We start from the raw sequence: 16,854 nt of genomic DNA, 5'->3' as shown, positions 1-16,854 counted from the left end.
GAAGTACCCGGCCGGGCGGCCTCACCGGCGTCACTACACTGGTCGCGTGGCAGGCCGAATTCCCGATCGCGACATCACGGCGATCCGTGAGCAGACGAGGATCGAGGACATCGTCGGCGACTACGTCGCCCTGCGTCGAGCCGGTGCCGACAGCCTCAAGGGCCTGTGCCCCTTCCACGACGAGAAGTCGCCGTCGTTCCACGTCCGTCCCAATCACGGCCACTTCCATTGTTTCGGCTGCGGCGAGGGCGGTGACGTCTACAGCTTCTTGCAGAAGCAGGAGCACATCAGCTTCGTCGAGGCGGTCGAGCAGCTCGCCGACCGGATCGGCTACCAGATCAACTACGAGGGCGGCGGTACCGCCATCAAGCGGGACCGCGGCACCCGCGCGCGACTGGTGGCCGCCAACGCCGCCGCGGCCAAGTTCTACGCGGCCGCGCTGCAGTCACCCGAGGCGCAGCCCGCGCGCGACTACCTCAAGGAACGCGACTTCGATGCGGTGGCGGCCGTCCAATTCGGTTGCGGTTACGCACCTGCCGGCTGGGACACGATGACCAAGGCGCTGCTGTCGCAGGGCTTCGAGTTCAGCGAACTCGAGGCTGCCGGTCTGTCGAAGCAGGGCCGCAAGGGGCCCATCGATCGCTTCCACCGCCGTCTGCTCTGGCCGATCCGCAATCTCGGTGGCGACATCATCGGGTTCGGCGCCCGCAAACTGTTCGACGACGACAACCTCGGCAAGTACATGAACACGCCGGAGACCATGCTGTACAAGAAGTCTCAGGTGCTGTTCGGTCTCGACCACGCGAAGAAGAGCATCGCCAAGGGGCATCAGGTGGTGGTCGTCGAGGGCTACACCGACGTCATGGCGATGCATCTGGCCGGTGTCACCACCGCGGTCGCCTCGTGTGGCACCGCCTTCGGTGAGGACCACCTCGCCCTCATCCGGCGGCTGATGATGGACGACTCGTACTTCCGTGGCGAGGTGATCTACACCTTCGACGGGGACGATGCCGGTAAAGCAGCCGCGCTCAAGGCCTTCGAGGGCGAGCAGTCCATCTCGGGGCAGACGTTCGTGGCGATCGCGCCCGACGGCATGGACCCCTGCGAACTCCGGCAGGAGAAGGGCGACGCCGCCGTCCGCGATCTGGTCGCGCGTCGGGTGCCGATGTTCGAGTTCGCGATCAAGGCCCTCCTCGCCGGCCACGACCTCGACACCGCGGAGGGCCGCGTGCACGCGTTGCGCGACACCGTGCCGGTGGTCGCCCGGATCAAGGACATCGCGCTGCGTGACGAGTACGCCCGCCAGCTGGCCGGTTGGGTCGGTTGGGAAGAGGTCTCCCAGGTTCTCGGCAGGGTGCGCGAAGAAGGTGCGAGAATCCGAAAGGCGCAGGGCGTCAGCAACTCCGGCGGACGGGGGAGCGGTCGAGGTGCCCGCAACCGGCCGGAGGCGGAGTCCGCGCCGACGTCGGCCCGCCCCCAGCCCAACGACCCGCGCCTGTGGCCGCAGCGGGAAGCGCTGAAGGCGGCGCTGCAGTATCCGGCGATCGCCGGCACGGTCTTCGACTCGCTGCCCGTCGAGTGCTTCAACGAGCCGGCCTACGCCATCATCCGGCAGGCGATGACCGGCCTCGGGGGCACGTCGGCCGGGCTGGGTGGCGCGGCCTGGGTCGACGCCGTGCGCAATGCCGTCGACGACCCGGTCATCGACCCGCTGGTGACCGAACTGGCGGTCGAGTCGATGCCGGTCGACGAGGACAACATCGCGCGCTACATCACGAGCGTGCTCGCCAGGCTGCAAGAGGTGTGGGTCGGTTCCCAGATCGCCGACATCAAGTCGCGTCTACGCCGGATGGCACCCAGCGACGATCCGGACGGGTACAACGCGGTCTTCGGCGATCTCGTCGCCCTCGAGGCCTACCGTCGGAGCCTGCTGGAACAGGCGGTCGACCCCATCGTCGACGCGGGCTGAGTCCTGCGGGGCGGCCGCCGGCTCTGCGGGTCGAGCCGGCGACGAGCGCAGCGGCAGGTCGTCCTTCTTTGGCTGAGCCGAGTCGCGGCCCCCCGCCGGACCGATGAGTTCCCGTGGTGGCGCCGGTCTATCTGTCGACAACCCCGACGAAGGGCACTGGACATGGCGACCACCATCTACTCGGCGACGGCGTCTCTCGACGGGTTCATCGCCGGCCCCGGCGGTGACATGTCGTGGCTGACCCGGTTCTTCGACGTCCCCGCCGACGGCCAGAACCAGGCAGCCGACGACGCGGCCGACCGGTTGATGCGCGGTACCGGCGCGGTGTTGGTCGGCCACCGGTCGTTCCGCGGCGACGACCCCAACAAGGGCACCGACCGCGAAGGTGCATTCGGCGGCGAATACGACGGTCCCGCCGTCGTTCTCACGCACAACCCGCCGGCAGACCCCGTCGACGGCGTCACGTTCGTCTCGGATCTGCACGAGGCCGTCGACCTGGCCGCACGGACGGCCGGCGACGGCTACGTCACCGTCATCGGCGCCGACGTCGCGCGACAGATGATCGATCACGGGCTGCTCGACGAGGTGCTCGTGTTCTTCGTCCCCGTGTTCCTGGGAGCGGGGGTCCGGCTGTTCGACCGTCCCCAGGGCGGCGAGGTCAGACTCACGCCCATTCCTGGTGAGACCGAGTACTGGTGTCGCGTCGAACGATGAGCCCGGTGGCGGCGGTCGGCGACGAACTCGAGCTGAATAGTCGGCGACGGTTCGTTCTCCCACGCTGCGAGGCGACCGGCGACTGCCTAGCGTGGGGCCGTGGACGCGAATGACGAGCGCCGGCAGGTCACCGAGGTGCAGCACCGCTTGATCGGGATGTACGGAGACAGAAAACCCGAGGAAGTGGCCGAGGCGGTCGAAGCCGCGTATCGACACTTCGATGGCACCGACGTGCGCGACTTCGTGCCGCTGCTGGTCGAACGCCGCGCCAACGAGACCCTCAGTGGCTCCTCGGTGATGGCCGACTCGGCCGATGTGCCACCCGCCGTGGGTGAGTGAGCGCTGCGGGCCCGGCCGGGGGATTGCTTGCTCTCGCTCTGTGCTACAACGCTTTTCGTGCGTGGGGCGGGCGGGGCTCGAACCCGCGACCTACGGATTATGAGTCCGCGGCTCTAACCGACTGAGCTACCGCCCCGTGGGCCCGAGAGCCCGCTGCTGGACATTACCGCACGGTCGACGGTCATATGAATGCGGACCGGCACGACTGCCGAAGACGAGAAAACCCGTCACCTGCCGACGCGGGTGACGGGCCTCTTGCTCCCCCAACTGGACTCGAACCAGTAACCGTTCGATTAACAGTCGAATGCTCTGCCAATTGAGCTATGGGGGACTGCCTCGGACCTGCTCGGCGCTCGTGGAGCGCGTCATCAGGACCGAGGACAGACTTTAGCGCATGGTCATGTCGGACGACAAAACGGGCGGTCAGCCGCATGCGGCGGCCAGGCCGCCCGCTGCGCTACTCCCGGGGGTAGTCCTCGGGGTCGATCTCGACCTCGGTGGCCTGTTCGGCGGCGTCGGCGTCGTCGGCTTCGAACGGCACGCTGGGGTTGACACCTTCAGCGGGGTCGGGCGCTGCCGTCTGGGCCTGCTCGAGTGCATCGGCCTCGTTGGCCTCGACCGGCAGGTCGGCTTCCGGTGACGTCATCGGGACGCTCCTCTCGTCGTCGAACTCCTACGTCTCCACGTGTACCCGACGAGAGCGGTTTCAGTCGCCGCCGCGTCGCTCGTCGTAGTCGGCCTGGGCGTCGCGGACCGCCGGCATGTTGTCTTGCACGAGTTCGATCAGGCCGCTCAACTGGTCGGCGACCTGCCTGCCGAGCGGAGTGAGGTGGTACTCGACCTTCGGCGGGATGGCTTCGAGGACGGTGCGCACGATCATGCCGTCGCGTTCGAGGCTCTGGAGGGTCTGCGAGAGCATCCGTTCGCTCACGCCGTCGACGCGTCGCCGCAGCGCGCTGAATCGATAGTTGCTCTCTCCCAAAGCGATCAGCACGAGGCTGCCCCACCGTCCGGTGACTGTCTGCAGTGTCGTCCGGGACGAGCAGTCCCGGGCGAAGACGTCCGCCTCGAGGGACTGGTCGCTCATCTCGGTCATGTGCTCAACGGTAGCCGAATCGACGAGACCTTGCTAACAGTTCGTGTTGCACTTACGAAAAGTAAGTGCATACTGGGTGTCGTTCAACCGACAGAGATGAGGAATCAGATGACCACAGCAGTGACCGGCGCGACGGGGCAGCTCGGCGGACTCGTGATCGACGAACTACTCGCCCGGGGCATTGCCGCCGCCGACGTGGTGGCGATCGTCCGCGACGAGTCGAAGGCCTCGAATCTTGTGTCGCACGGCGTTTCGGTCCGTGTCGCCGACTACGACGATCCGGCATCACTTGTCGACGCCCTCGCCGGCGTCGACAAGTTGCTGCTGGTCTCGGGTTCGGCGGTCGGGCAGCGTGTTGCCCAGCACACCAACGTGATCGAGGCGGCGGAGGCCAACTCCGTCGGACTGATCGCCTACACCAGTCTGCTGCACGCCGACACGAGCGGTCTGGGTCTGGCTCCCGAGCACGTCGCCACCGAAGCCCGGCTGAACGAGTCGTCGGTGCCCGCCGTGATCCTGCGCAACGGCTGGTATTGGGAGAACTACCTGGCCGCCATCCCGCAGGCGGCGTCGACCGGAACACTCCTGGGTGCCGCGGGTGAGGGGAGACTCGCTGCCGCCGCTCGCGCCGACTACGCGGCTGCGGCCGCAGCGGTCCTCACCGCCGACACCGACCAGGTCGGCAAGGTCTACGAGTTGGGTGGCGACGAGCGGCTGACCTACGGCGAATTCGCCCAAGCGATCGGTGAGGTGTCCGGGTCGAGCGTCGAATACCGCGACCTCTCCGAAGCCGACTACCAGGCCGCTCTCGTCAGCGCGGGTCTGCCCGAACCGGTCGCCGCGATGCTGGCCGGCGCGGATGCCGGGATCAGCCGCGGTGAGCTCGACACCACTTCCGGCGATCTCCGATCGCTCATCGGTAGGTCGTCGACCCCGGTCGCCGAGGTCATCGCGCAGGCGCTCGCCTGACCCGGCGTCGCACGATCGGCGTCCGGCGTGCTCCGCCCCGAGTCGCATCGATGAGTTTGCCTGCGCCGCCGAGTCTGTCCGCATAGATTGCTCGTGCCGGCCGACAAGGAAGCGTAATCATGCCTCAGCTACTCAAGGTCCAGAACTTCTCGATCTCGCAGGACGGGGTCGGGGCGGGGGAGAACCAGACGTTCGAGCGTCCCTTCGGTGACCGCGTCGAACCGTGGGAACTGATGTCGTGGGCGGGTGCCACCGCGAGCTGGCCCAACCGGACCGACCCGGGTGGCACCCGCGGCCTCGACGACTATTTCACGCGCGACTTCGCTCATAACATCGGTGCGGAGATCATGGGCCGCAACAAGTTCGGTTATCAGCGCGGACCGTGGACCGACCATGAGTGGCAGGGCTGGTGGGGTGATGAGCCGCCGTTCCACACTCCCGTCTTCGTACTGACGCACCATGTGCGGCCGTCGTTCACGCTGAGTGACACCACGTTTCACTTCTTGGACGCGACCCCGGTCGAGGCCGCCGAGCAGGCGAAGGCCGCGGCGGACGGCAAGGACGTACGTATCGGCGGCGGCGTGAGCACCGTCCGGGAGTTCCTCGACGCCGACCTCATCGACACCCTCCACATCGCCGTCGCACCCGTCACGATCGGGGCCGGACTGCGGCTCTGGGACTCGCCCGACGAGCTCGAGGACAGGTATCACCACGAGTCCGTCCCGAGTACCAGTGGCGTGACGCACCATCTGTTCTGGCGCAAGTAGCGCAATGGCGGTGGAATGAGACCGGGAACTCGCGTAGTTGTAGGGACCATGACGGAACTCGCCAGCAAGGCCACGACTCTGCTCGAACTCCACCAGCCGGGAAACCCGGTCATCCTGCCCACGGTGTGGGACGCCTGGTCGGCGAACCTGGCGATCTCCGCCGGGTTCACCGCGCTCACCGTCGGTAGCCACCCGGTGTCGGACTCGATCGGCAAGCCCGACAACGAAGGAATCACGTTCGAGGAACTGACCACTCGCATCCGGCAGATCACCGCGGCGGTCGACGTCCCGATCTCCGTCGATATCGAGTCCGGCTACGGGGAGGACCCGAAGACGCTCATCGAGGGCCTGATCGCCGCGGGTGCGGTCGGTCTGAACATCGAGGACACCGTGCACAGCGAGGGCGGACGCCTTCGCGAGGCACAGGAGCACGCCGATTTTGTGGGTGCGCTCCGTGCGGCGGCCGACGCCACCGATGTCCACGTGGTCATCAATGCGCGCACGGACCTGTTCGTCAAGCAGGTCGGCGACGAATCCGACCGCCTCGACCGGGCGATCGAGCGAATGAAGCTGGCTGCCGATGCCGGCGCAGACGTGCTTTACCCGGTCGGTTTCCACGACGACGCCACGCAGAAGCGGCTCACCAGCGAACTGCCGTTGCCGGTCAACGCGATCGGCCATCCGACCAAGAACACCAAAGCGGCACTGGCCGAACTCGGTGTCGCCCGGGTCAGTTTCGGACCGATCTTCCAGATGGTGCTCGCCGAACGCGCCGCCGAGGTTCTCGAACCCTGGAAGTAGTCAACCGCTCTCCTCCGGGTCGTCGAACCCGGAGGAGTATGTCGGTGGTCCGAACTACCGTCGGATCATGGCACTCACGAAATCCGAACGAGAAGCGTTCCTGTCCGAACCCCATGTCGCGGCGCTGTCGGTCGAAGCCGAGCCCGGCCGGGCGCCGCTCACGGTCCCGGTGTGGTACCAGTACGAGCCGGGCGGTCGCCCCTGGCTGCTCACCGGAACCGAATCGCGCAAGTTGCGGCTCATCCGTACCGCCGGGCGGTTCACGCTCATGGTCGACGAGGTGTCGCCGCGGCTGATGTACGTGGCGGTGTCGGGGGATGCGGTCGACATGGTTCCGGGCACCCGCGGCGACCTGCAGGAGATGGCGGCGCGCTACCTCCCGCCCCAGGCCGTCGACCCCTACGTGGAGATGGCCGAGAAAGACCACGGTCCCCAGACCAAGCTGTTCCTCGAACCGAAACAGTGGGTGTCCCTGGACCTCGGTGCGCTCTGACCGACGGGCAGTGATCCGGCAGCGAGACGAACCGGTCGGGGCCGTCTCGCTACATTGAACGCATGCCGAAGTCGCGTTCCACGTCCGACCAGCCCGAACAGTCCGTCGACGCGGAGTCTCACCAGGAGACATCGCCGACGGGCGAGCAGGTCACCCCGCTCGACGGCAACGAGTTCCTGCAGGCCAATCGCAGTAACCGCGACAAGTACCGCGCCGAGGCCGAGGCGAAGGCGGCGAAAGCAGCCCGCAAGGCCGAACGCCGACGCCCGGCTGACGAGCCCACGGGTGCCGACGAGCCGGCCAATACGGACGACGCCGACGGGTCCGGCGATGCCACGACCGAGGTCGCGGACCCAGGCCCTGGCTCGGACCGCACCCCCCGCAAGCTCGATCCCGCCACGGCGCGTAGGAGTGGTTCCCACCGGTGGACCGGTTGGACCTCGACGGTCGGCAGCCGACCGTGGGCGGTGATCGCGCTGATCGTGGCGGTCGTCGTCCTCGCGGCGTCGACGGCGGTGCTCGCCGTGGCGTACGTGGATGCGGATGAACGCACCGAGTCGAGCGCGTCGGCCGGTACGACGACGTCCCTCCTCGAGACCGCCCGGCGGTACGCGGCCGAGATCTCGACCTACAACTCAGCCGACTACGCAGACCTCGACCGACGCATCCGGGAGATCTCCACGCCCGCGTTCACCCAGACCTACATCGAGTCTTCGCAGGACGCCCGCCGCGGATCCGCCGAGGCCGAATCGGTGTCGACGGCGACGGCCGACAATGCGGGCCTCATGTCCGTCGACGACGGCAAGGCCGTGGTGCTGGTCACCCTGGACCAGACCCTGAAATCGCCGCAGACCGCTCAGGAGTTCCCGGAAGGGTTCCCGTATCAGTCGCGGGTGAAGGTCACCCTCGTGGAGCAGGATGGTCGCTGGCTGATGGACGACTTCGCGGTGCTGTGAGGCCTCGGCTCCCTGATCCGAAGGAAGCGAGTCCTATTGCTCCCTGAGCCGAGAGAACCTCAAACGCCTGATCCCTGAGGTGCGAGGAGCGCAAGCGACGAGCCACGAAGGGCCTGGTGAGACACGTTGCGAAGCCCTTCGTGGCTCGCTTCGCTCGCACCTCAGGGAGCCGAGATTTGGATGCTGACGAGAGTCCTTTCGTGGTCCACGACGGCGGCGAGGCCGCAGATACTGAGGAGCGCCCGGAGCTTGCGGAGGGCGGCGACCACCCCCTGCTCCTGAGGAGCGCCCGGAGCTTGCGGAGGGCGCGTCACGAAGGGTCTCGCATCCTCGGTGGTCGGACCCTTCGTGGCTCGTCGCTAACGCTCCTCGCACCTCAGGGGGCGGGGGGCGACGCTCGCAAGCTCGCTCCTCAGGGAGCGGGGTCCGGCGTGCTTGCCGGTCATCAGATAGTCAGCCGTGCAACAGAATCCGCATCGCCAGTGCGTCGATCCGGTCGGGGGAGGGCGGTAGGGACTGACGCGACAGGTCGGTGACCACGTTCAGGGAAGCGTGCACGAGGAACCGCGCCTGCGAGAGCGACAGCTCGTCGCGGACGCGGGTGAGCCAGGTGGCGAACTCGTCCACGGTGATCCGCTGCTGGTTGCGTAGTTCCTCGCGTGCCTGTGGAGTCGTGTGCCCGATCTCGGTCTCGTAGATCGCGATGAGATCGGTTGCGCTGGATGATAACCGGACGTACGAGGCGACCATCGCGGCGATCGCCTCGCGGGGCGTGGTCGACGCCGCCAGCGCGTCGGAGATGGCCGACGTGACCCGGTCGGTCGCTCGCCAGAACGAGGCCTCGAGAATGGCGACCTTGCTGGGGAAGTGGCGGTACACGCCTGATGCCGGCAGGTCGGCCGCGTGTGCGATGTCCTCGATCGTCACGTCCCGGAACCCGCGGGCGGCGAACAGCTCGATCGCCTCGGTCAGGATGACCTCGCGCTTGGCGGCCGGGGCGAGTCCGGTCACCGACGGCGGCTCGGGGTCGGTCGGCTCTGGCAGCTCGACTTCGAGCAGGCCGATCGCGGCGGCCGACATCAACGCCGTCGCCTCGCGGGCCGGCAACGAGGCGCGATGCGTTGTCGGACTTGCCGCGACGCTGATCATTGCGGCGGCAACGAGATTGGCGTCGAGATCGGTCAGCGACGGGCGCAGCCGGCGGGCGGCGGCACGCACACGACGATGCTGGTGGACGACGACATCGCGGACGATCGCGGCGTCGGCGGGCTCGAGGTAGCGCGACTCCCACCGGTACAGCCCACCGCGGCGGCGATTGTCGAACGAGGTGGCGGTGATCGCCTCGAGGAGTGCGGGCAACTCCTCGGGCGACCCCTCCGGGACGGTGTCGAGAACGTCGCGCAGGCCGGTCGCGAGGTCGGCGGTGGTCTCGGCGAACAGTGCGTACTTGTTCGGGAAATGCCGGTACAGCGCCGGGGTGGAGATTCCGACGGCGTCGGCGATGTCGTCGAGCCGCACCGCGTGGTACCCGCCGTCGCTGAAGGCCTTCGCCGCGGCGTCGACGATCATGCGTCGCCGGTCGGCGGGACGGCGACGCCGGGCGCCGGTGTCCGGGCGCGACGTCTGCGGACGTGCGGTCATGACGACAGAGCCTATCCGGAGACCACGTTCTCGTGACAGATTTCGGCATCGACCGGCAAAACTGCAGGAGAGCCCGGCTTGCGGGCTGGTAAGTTAACCGAGATTCTCGTGATCTGCGTCGCATTGTGGTAGTAATCTAGGCGATGGCACAGATGCGGGGGGCTGTGTCTACCGAGAAGCCGGCCTGGAGTGGGGGGAGCAGTGAGCGAAGAGATCACGCGCGGCGGAGTCATCACATCGGTGGACGACTCCGGGATCGGGCGCCTGACGATTTCTCGTCCGGAACGGATGAACGCCCTCGACGGCGGGGCCCATCAGGCGATCGAGGACACGTTGGCGGAGTGGTCGACTCGCGACGACGTCCGCGTGATCGTGCTCGACGGCGCGGGCGGCAGTTTCAGTGCGGGCGCCGATGTTCGGGGCTTCGCCGAACAGTCGACCGCGGGCGGCGCCTCCGGGTTCACTCCGACGCAGGCGCGTCAGATCATCTCCGGAGGTTCTGATCTCATCCGGGCCGTGCGTTCGGTCCCGGTCCCGGTCATCGCCTCGGTCGACGGTGCGGCCGCCGGGATCGGTGCGTCGCTCGCACTCGGTGCCGACCTCATCTACACGACGGCCAGGTCGTATTTCCTGCTCGCGTTCGTCAACATCGGTCTGATGCCCGACGGCGCGGCCTCGATGTCGTTCGCCACGGCCGTCGGCCGCGTGCGAGCCAACGAGCTGGCGCTGCTCGGTGAGAAGCTGCGTGCCGCAGAGGCTCTCGACGCCGGACTCGTCAACGGCGTCGTCGAGGACCGTGCCGCGCTCGACGAGGTGGTCGGCAAGGTCGCCCGCAAGCTCGCCGGCAAGAGCGCCGCGGCGCTCCGGCTCACGAAGGCCGCGCTCGACGCGCACACGATGTCCGGTTTCGAGGCCGCGATCGAACGAGAACTCGACGGCCAGACCGAACTGCTTCAGTCCCCGGAGTTCCAGGCGGCCATCACCGCGTTCGCCGGCGCCTCCAAGTGAGCACTGCGACACGTCGGAATCGCTGTACCACAACCGTTCCCGACCCCATCACCACCAGAGAGACAACGAGGAGACCGATCGTATGACCGCGACCGTCGACACCTTCAGCGACCTGGCCACCGAGCCGCTGCGTTCGCGCCGCAACCACTGGAACAACCAGATCCGCCGCCACGCCTTCATGACCCCGGACAAGGCGGCGCTGAAGTTCCTGGGCAACGTCACCACCTGGAAGGAACTCGACGAGCGCAGCCGCGCCTTCGCGGCCGCGCTGAGCCGCCGCGGCGTGCAGTTCGGCGATCGTGTGCTGATCGTCCTGCTCAACCGCTCGGAGTACGTCGAAGCGGTTCTGGGCGCGAACCTGATCGGGGCCATCCCCGTGCCGGTGAACATCCGGATGAGCCCGGCCGAGGTCGCGTTCCTCGTCAACGACAGCGGCGCGAAGGTGATCGTCACCGAGACCCTGCTCGCCCCGCTGGCCGACGCCGCGGCCGCCTCCACCGGAGCGATCGAGCACACCATCGTGGTCGGCGGTTCGGACAAGGACAACCACCTCGACTACGAGGCGCTCGTCGCCGAGGATTCGTCGGATCTCGAGGAGATCGACGTTCCCGAGGAGACCGTCGCGCTGATCATGTACACCTCGGGCACGACCGGAAAGCCCAAGGGCGCCATGCTCACCCACACGAACATGCAGGCGCAGGCGGTCACCTGTCTGCAGGCCCTGCAGACCCGTTCCGACGACATCGGCTCGTGTGTTGCCCCGATGTTCCACATCGCCGGCCTCGGCGCCATGGCGCCCCTGTTCTACATGGGCGCCCTCTCGGTGATCCATCCGCTCGGCGCGTTCGACCCCGACGACATGCTGGACACCATCGAGCGCGAGGGCACCACCTCGATCTTCCTGGTGCCCGCACAGTGGCAGGCCGTCTGTGCCGCGCAGCAGGCCAAGCCGCGTGATCTCAAGCTACGTGTGATCAGCTGGGGTGCGGCCCCGGCGTCGGACACCGTCCTGAACGCGATGAACGAGACCTTCCCGGAGGCGCTCAACGTCGCCGTCTTCGGACAGAGCGAGATGTCGCCGATCACCTGCGTACTCGAGGGCAAGGACGCCCTGCGCAAGATCGGCTCCATCGGCAAGGTCGTCCCGGCCGTGACCGCGCGCATCGTCGACCCCGAGGGCAACGACGTCGCGCAGGGTGAGGTCGGCGAGATCGTCTACCGCGGCCCGAACATGATGAAGGGGTACTGGCAGAACGAGCAGGGCACCGCCGACGCCTTCGCCGGCGGCTGGTTCCACTCCGGTGACCTGGTCCGTGCCGATGAGGAGGGCTTCCTCTACGTCGTCGACCGCGCCAAGGACATGATCATCTCCGGTGGCGAGAACATCTACTGCGCCGAGGTCGAGAACGTCCTCTTCGGTCATCCGAGCATCACCGAGGCGGCGATCATCGGTCGCGCACACGAGAAGTGGGGTGAGGTGCCGGTCGCAGTGGTCGTGCTCGCCGAAGGCGTCGAGGACCTGACGCTCGCCGACCTCGAGCCGTACCTCAACGAGAACCTCGCGCGGTTCAAGCATCCGAAGGACATCGTCATCGTCGACGAGTTGCCGCGCAACGCCGGTGGCAAGGTCGTCAAGCCGACCCTGCGCCAGAGCTACGGCAGCAAGGACGCCGGCCTGGCCGACTGACGCCGTCGTATCCACTGTCGTCGGACGCCTCGGCGACGTCGACACCCTCCGACCTGGGCGCGAGCACTCGCGCCCAGGTCGTCGTGGTCTCGTCCGTCCCGACCACCGCCGGCGTCGACGCGCCAAGAAACACGCACTAGAACACGTTCCAATTTTGTGGTTGAGTGACTACTGTCACGTCATGGCGGCAACCGTCGGAGTGAGTAGATCCTCCCGGTGCGAGACGTCGCCGGGTTCGAACGGAGGAGTTCAGTGAAGACAAAGGGTGCATTGCTGCGGGAGCACAACAAGCCGTGGGCGATCGAGGACATCGAGATCGGCGATCCCAAGGCCCACGAGATCAAGATCAAGATGGAAGCCGCCGGCATGTGCCACTCCGATCATCACCTGATGACCGGTGGCATCCCGATGGCCGGGTTCCCGATCCTCGGTGGTCACGAGGGTGCGGGCGTCGTGGCCGAGGTCGGTGAGGGAGTCACCGACTTCGAGGTCGGCGACCACGTCGTGCTGTCGTTCATCCCGTCGTGCGGCAAGTGTCCGTCGTGTCAGTCGGGAATGGCCAACCTGTGCGACTTCGGCGCCATGCTGCTGCAGGGTGAGGCGGTGTCGGACAACACCTTCCGGATCCAGACCGCCGCCGGCGAGAACGTCTACCCGATGACGCTGCTGGGCACCTTCGCGCCGTACATGGTCGTGCACGAGGCCTCGGCGGTGAAGATCGACAAGGACATCCCGTTCGAGGTCGCGGCGCTCTGCGGCTGTGGCATCCCCACCGGTTACGGCTCGTCGACCCGCAGCGGCGACGTACGACCGGGGGAGGACGTCGCGATCGTGGGTGTCGGCGGCGTGGGTACCGCGGCCCTACAGGGCGCGGTCATCTCCGGCGCCCGCAACCTGTTCGCCATCGACCCGGTGGAGTGGAAGCGGGAGCAGGCGCTCAAGTTCGGGGCCACCGCGGCCTTCGCAACGGTCGAAGAGGCGGCCATGGCGATCGCGGAGACCACTCACGGCGGCATGTGCCAGAAGGTGATCGTCACGGTCGGCGAGGTCCACGGCAAGGACGTCGACCTGTGGATGGGTATCACCGCCAAGGGTGGCACCTGCGTCCTCACCGGTATGGGCAACATGCTCGAGAGCGATGTCAACCTCAATCTCGCCATGCTGACCCTGCTCCAGAAGAATCTGCAGGGTTCGATCTTCGGCGGTGCCAACCCGAAGCTCGACATCCCACAGCTGCTGTCGATGTACAAGATCGGCAAGCTCAACATCGCCGACATGATCACCCGGCAGTACCGTCTGGACCAGATCAATGAGGGCTACCAGGACATGTTGGACGGCAAGAACATCCGCGGAGTCATCCGCTACACCGAAGAGGACTGGTGAGCACCCGGGTAACGTGACCCGATGTGTCTGTCCTTGATTCTCTGACGGAATGGCCCGTCGACCACGTGTCGGCGGCGATCATCACCCGCGACGGGGTCGCCGACCAGTTCGGCGACCCCGCTCGCGTCTACGAGCTCGCCTCGGTCACGAAGCCGCTGGTGGCCTACGCAGTGCTCGTCGCCGTCGAGGAGGGAGCCGTCGAGCTCGACGACCCGGCCGGTCCGTCGGGGTCGACCCTCGCCCACCTGCTCTCGCACGCGTCCGGCCTGGCCTACGACACCCGCGAGGTCGAGGCGCCGCCGGGGGAGCAGCGGATCTACTCGAGCGCCGGCTTCGAGGTGGCCTCCGAGGTCGTGGCCGAGGCGACCGGTATCGAGTTCGGCCGCTATCTCTCCGAAGCCGTCTGCGCGCCGCTGGAGATGTCGTCGACGACGCTCTACGGGCCGGCCGGGCATGCCGCCCGCTCGAGCGTGGCGGATCTGGCGGCCTTTGCCCGCGAGTTGCTGGATCCGCGCCTGCTGGCGCCGGAGACCTTCGGGACGCTGACGTCGGTGCGGTTCCCCGGACTCGACGGATTCGTCCCCGGGTACGGCAAGCACCGACCCAACGACTGGGGGATCGGCTTCGAGATCAGGTCCGAGAAGTCGCCGCACTGGACCGGGACGAGGAACTCCCCGCGGACGTTCGGGCACTTCGGTCAGGCCGGGACGTTTCTCTGGGTGGATCCGGCGCTCGACGCCGCCTGCGTCGTGCTGACGGATCGGCTCTTCGGACCATGGGCGAAGCCGCTGTGGAGCGAGTTCAACGATCGTGTCGTTGATGAACTCTCGTCACAGGACTGAATTTTTCTCGCAGGAGAAACTAGCGCAACACGTGCATCATGGGGCACAATTGACCCTACGAATGTGATATCCGCTGTCGCGAGGTGTGTTGGGGAAGACGTTCCTCGTCGACAACGGAGGTGAACAAGGTGCGCAATCTGAATCAGTTTGCGGACATGACAACAGGAGTGGTCTACATCCACTCGGCGCCGGTGGCGCTGTGCCCGCATGTGGAGTGGGCTCTGTCGTCGACCCTGAATGCGCGCGCCAACCTGAAATGGTCGGCACAGGATGCCGAACCCGGCATGCAGCGTGCCACTGTCGACTGGGCGGGTCCGGTCGGTACCGCGGCTCGTCTGGTGACGGCGCTGCGGGAGTGGTCGGCGCTGCGTTTCGAGGTGACCGAGAACCCCAGCGAGGGTGTCGACGGTGAACGGTTCTGCTACGTCCCAGGACTCGGCCTCTGGCGCGGCTCCACGAGCGCCAACGGCGACGTCATCATCGGCGAGAACCAGTTGCGTTCGATGATCGAATCGCAACCCGACAGCGCCGGTCTCGCCGGTGAACTCGAAGGCGCGCTCGGAACCGCGTGGGACAACGCGCTCGAGCAGTACCGCATGGGCGGTGCCGGCGCCGAGGTCACCTGGTTGCAGCAGCGGGTGGGTTAGCAGGGGGACGAACGACAACGAGACGTGCCCCGGTCCTCCTGGACCGGGGCACTTTCGTCGTCTGTGCGATGCCTCAGAGTGGGATGTTCTTGTGGCGGCCGCGGCGCGCTGGTGCCGCGGCGAGCGCCTCGGCGATGATGCTGCGAGTGTGCGCCGGGTCGATGATCTCGTCGACCACGCCGATGGATTGTGCGCGGCCGACACCGCCGGCGATCGCCTCGTGCTCGGCGGCGAGGCGGTCATGCAGGGCCTCACGCTCGTCGTCGGGCGCTGCGGCGAGAGCTTTCTTGTGCAGGATGCCCACCGCTGCCTTCGCGCCCATCACGGCGACCTCGGAGCCCGGCCAGGCGAACACCGCGGTGGCGCCGAGCGCACGCGAGTTCATCGCGATGTAGGCGCCGCCGTAGATCTTCCGGGTCACCAGCGTGACCCGGGGGACCGAGGCCTCGGCGAACGCGTGCAAGAGCTTCGCGCCGCGGCGGACGACGCCGTTCCACTCCTGGCCGACGCCGGGCAGGTAACCCGGCACGTCGGTGATGACGATGAGCGGGATGCCGAAGGCATCGCAGAGGCGGACGAAACGCGATGCCTTCTCCGCGCTCTCGGAGTTGAGGCAGCCGCCCATCCGCAGCGGATTGTTCGCGATGATACCGACGCTGCGTCCGGACAACCGGCCGAAGCCGACGACGATGTTCGGCGCCCATTTGGCTTGCAGCTCTTCGAAACTCGAGATCTGGGTCTCGCCGTCGGCCGCGACACAGGAGTCGAGCAACTGCTCGACGACCGGGTGGACGTCGTAGGCGCGCCGATTCGACTCCGGCAGCAGGGCCTTGAGGTCGGTGTCGCCGGCCCGGGCGTGTTCGCGGTCGAAATGTCCCTGCTGGGTGAACGTCGACACCAGACGTCGTGCACGCCACAGCGCGTCGGGCTCGGAGTCGGCGACGATGTGACAGACACCGGACTTCTTGCCGTGGGTGGTCGGGCCGCCCAGCGACTCCATGTCCACTTCTTCGCCGGTGACGCTCTTGACGACGTCCGGGCCGGTCACGAAGACCCGGCCGGCCGGCGCCATGATCACGACGTCGGTGAGCGCCGGGCCGTAGGCGGCGCCGCCGGCGGCGAAGCCGACGACCACCGAGATCTGCGGGATGTAGCCCGAGGCGCGCACCATCGCCTCGAAGACCTGCCCCACCGCGTGCAACGCCTCGACACCCTCGGCGAGGCGGGCGCCACCCGAGTGCCAGATGCCGATGACCGGCGCCTGTTCGGTGATGGCGGTGTCGATGGCGTTGACGATGTGCGCACACCCCACGACACCCATGGCGCCGCCCATGACGGTGCCGTCGGTGCAGTAGGAGACCGTACGGACCCCGTGCACCAGTCCGACGGCGGCCTGGACGCCCGACTTGTCGCGCGGATGGAGCAGCGACATCGTGCCTTCGTCGAAGAAGTTGGTGAGCCGCAACAGCGGGTCGCGGGGATCGGCGGCTTCTTCGCGGCCGGCAACGGGAGCCAAGGTCGTCATCGATGTCTCCTGGGTGT

Annotated in this window: 17 protein-coding genes and 2 tRNA genes; 13 read left to right on the top strand and 6 right to left on the bottom strand. The window is 67.4% G+C overall.

Annotation, left to right across the window (positions count from 1 at the left end; translation table 11 throughout):
• The first annotated feature begins 46 nt into the window (after positions 1 to 46).
• From dnaG to Q9R39_RS01335, 3 genes are all read left to right on the top strand, one after another.
• Positions 47 to 1,969: a DNA primase gene (gene dnaG, locus Q9R39_RS01345; protein WP_311276987.1), complete on the top strand. Its 1,923-nt coding sequence runs from the start codon at positions 47 to 49 to the stop codon at positions 1,967 to 1,969.
• Positions 1,970 to 2,131: 162 nt separating this feature from the next.
• Positions 2,132 to 2,683, top strand: a complete 552-nt coding sequence (locus Q9R39_RS01340) for a dihydrofolate reductase family protein (protein WP_311276986.1) — start codon at positions 2,132 to 2,134, stop codon at positions 2,681 to 2,683.
• A 99-nt stretch (positions 2,684 to 2,782) separates the two neighbouring features.
• Entirely contained in the window at positions 2,783 to 3,022 is a 240-nt protein-coding gene (locus Q9R39_RS01335) for a three-helix bundle dimerization domain-containing protein (RefSeq protein ID WP_311276985.1), read from the top strand.
• A 62-nt stretch (positions 3,023 to 3,084) separates the two neighbouring features.
• Here Q9R39_RS01335 and Q9R39_RS01330 read toward each other — a convergent pair.
• From Q9R39_RS01330 to Q9R39_RS01315, 4 genes are all read right to left on the bottom strand, one after another.
• Positions 3,085 to 3,158, bottom strand: a tRNA-Ile gene (locus Q9R39_RS01330).
• 122 nt (positions 3,159 to 3,280) lie between these two features.
• Positions 3,281 to 3,353, bottom strand: a tRNA-Asn gene (locus Q9R39_RS01325).
• Between the two features lie 126 nt (positions 3,354 to 3,479).
• A complete protein-coding gene (locus tag Q9R39_RS01320) occupies positions 3,480 to 3,668 on the bottom strand; it encodes a hypothetical protein (protein WP_058252067.1) in 189 nt (62 codons plus the stop codon).
• Positions 3,669 to 3,728: 60 nt separating this feature from the next.
• A complete protein-coding gene (locus Q9R39_RS01315) occupies positions 3,729 to 4,118 on the bottom strand; it encodes a helix-turn-helix domain-containing protein (protein WP_068971883.1) in 390 nt (129 codons plus the stop codon).
• A 108-nt stretch (positions 4,119 to 4,226) separates the two neighbouring features.
• Between Q9R39_RS01315 and Q9R39_RS01310 the strand changes: the two genes are divergently transcribed.
• From Q9R39_RS01310 to Q9R39_RS01290, 5 genes are all read left to right on the top strand, one after another.
• Positions 4,227 to 5,087, top strand: a complete 861-nt coding sequence (locus Q9R39_RS01310) for an SDR family oxidoreductase (RefSeq protein ID WP_311276984.1) — start codon at positions 4,227 to 4,229, stop codon at positions 5,085 to 5,087.
• A 119-nt stretch (positions 5,088 to 5,206) separates the two neighbouring features.
• Positions 5,207 to 5,854 (top strand): dihydrofolate reductase family protein, encoded by a 648-nt coding sequence (locus Q9R39_RS01305; protein WP_311276983.1) that lies wholly within the window; start codon positions 5,207 to 5,209, stop codon positions 5,852 to 5,854.
• Positions 5,855 to 5,902: 48 nt separating this feature from the next.
• A complete protein-coding gene (locus tag Q9R39_RS01300; protein WP_311276982.1) occupies positions 5,903 to 6,655 on the top strand; it encodes an isocitrate lyase/phosphoenolpyruvate mutase family protein in 753 nt (250 codons plus the stop codon).
• A 67-nt stretch (positions 6,656 to 6,722) separates the two neighbouring features.
• Entirely contained in the window at positions 6,723 to 7,148 is a 426-nt protein-coding gene (locus tag Q9R39_RS01295; RefSeq protein WP_311276981.1) for a pyridoxamine 5'-phosphate oxidase family protein, read from the top strand.
• A 62-nt stretch (positions 7,149 to 7,210) separates the two neighbouring features.
• The gene (locus Q9R39_RS01290; RefSeq protein WP_311276980.1) at positions 7,211 to 8,104 is read left to right on the top strand and encodes a hypothetical protein; all 894 of its coding nucleotides are present in this window, start codon (positions 7,211 to 7,213) and stop codon (positions 8,102 to 8,104) included.
• A 453-nt stretch (positions 8,105 to 8,557) separates the two neighbouring features.
• Here the strand turns inward: Q9R39_RS01290 and Q9R39_RS01285 are convergent, their stop codons facing one another.
• Positions 8,558 to 9,745 carry a TetR/AcrR family transcriptional regulator gene (locus tag Q9R39_RS01285; RefSeq protein WP_078112763.1) on the bottom strand — a complete coding sequence of 396 codons (1,188 nt, stop codon included), beginning with the start codon at positions 9,743 to 9,745 and terminating at the stop codon, positions 8,558 to 8,560.
• Between the two features lie 201 nt (positions 9,746 to 9,946).
• Between Q9R39_RS01285 and Q9R39_RS01280 the strand changes: the two genes are divergently transcribed.
• From Q9R39_RS01280 to Q9R39_RS01260, 5 genes are all read left to right on the top strand, one after another.
• Positions 9,947 to 10,753, top strand: coding sequence for an enoyl-CoA hydratase-related protein (locus tag Q9R39_RS01280; RefSeq protein ID WP_058252059.1), 807 nt, complete (start codon positions 9,947 to 9,949; stop codon positions 10,751 to 10,753).
• Positions 10,754 to 10,835: 82 nt separating this feature from the next.
• Positions 10,836 to 12,440 (top strand): fatty-acid--CoA ligase FadD5, encoded by a 1,605-nt coding sequence (fadD5, locus tag Q9R39_RS01275; protein ID WP_078112764.1) that lies wholly within the window; start codon positions 10,836 to 10,838, stop codon positions 12,438 to 12,440.
• Between the two features lie 252 nt (positions 12,441 to 12,692).
• On the top strand, positions 12,693 to 13,823 hold the full coding sequence (locus Q9R39_RS01270; RefSeq protein ID WP_065630090.1) for an NDMA-dependent alcohol dehydrogenase: 1,131 nt from the start codon (positions 12,693 to 12,695) through the stop codon (positions 13,821 to 13,823).
• Between the two features lie 23 nt (positions 13,824 to 13,846).
• Positions 13,847 to 14,665, top strand: a complete 819-nt coding sequence (locus Q9R39_RS01265; protein ID WP_078112765.1) for a serine hydrolase — start codon at positions 13,847 to 13,849, stop codon at positions 14,663 to 14,665.
• Between the two features lie 128 nt (positions 14,666 to 14,793).
• Positions 14,794 to 15,312, top strand: coding sequence for a DUF3145 domain-containing protein (locus Q9R39_RS01260; RefSeq protein ID WP_010841193.1), 519 nt, complete (start codon positions 14,794 to 14,796; stop codon positions 15,310 to 15,312).
• Between the two features lie 73 nt (positions 15,313 to 15,385).
• Here the strand turns inward: Q9R39_RS01260 and Q9R39_RS01255 are convergent, their stop codons facing one another.
• A complete protein-coding gene (locus Q9R39_RS01255) occupies positions 15,386 to 16,837 on the bottom strand; it encodes an acyl-CoA carboxylase subunit beta (RefSeq protein WP_078112766.1) in 1,452 nt (483 codons plus the stop codon).
• Positions 16,838 to 16,854: the final 17 nt, after the last annotated feature.

This window comes from Gordonia sp. AC31 (assembly GCF_031844505.1).
Classification (GTDB): Bacteria; Actinomycetota; Actinomycetes; order Mycobacteriales; family Mycobacteriaceae; genus Gordonia; species Gordonia hongkongensis.
This window is presented reverse-complemented; position numbering and strand designations above follow the sequence as displayed.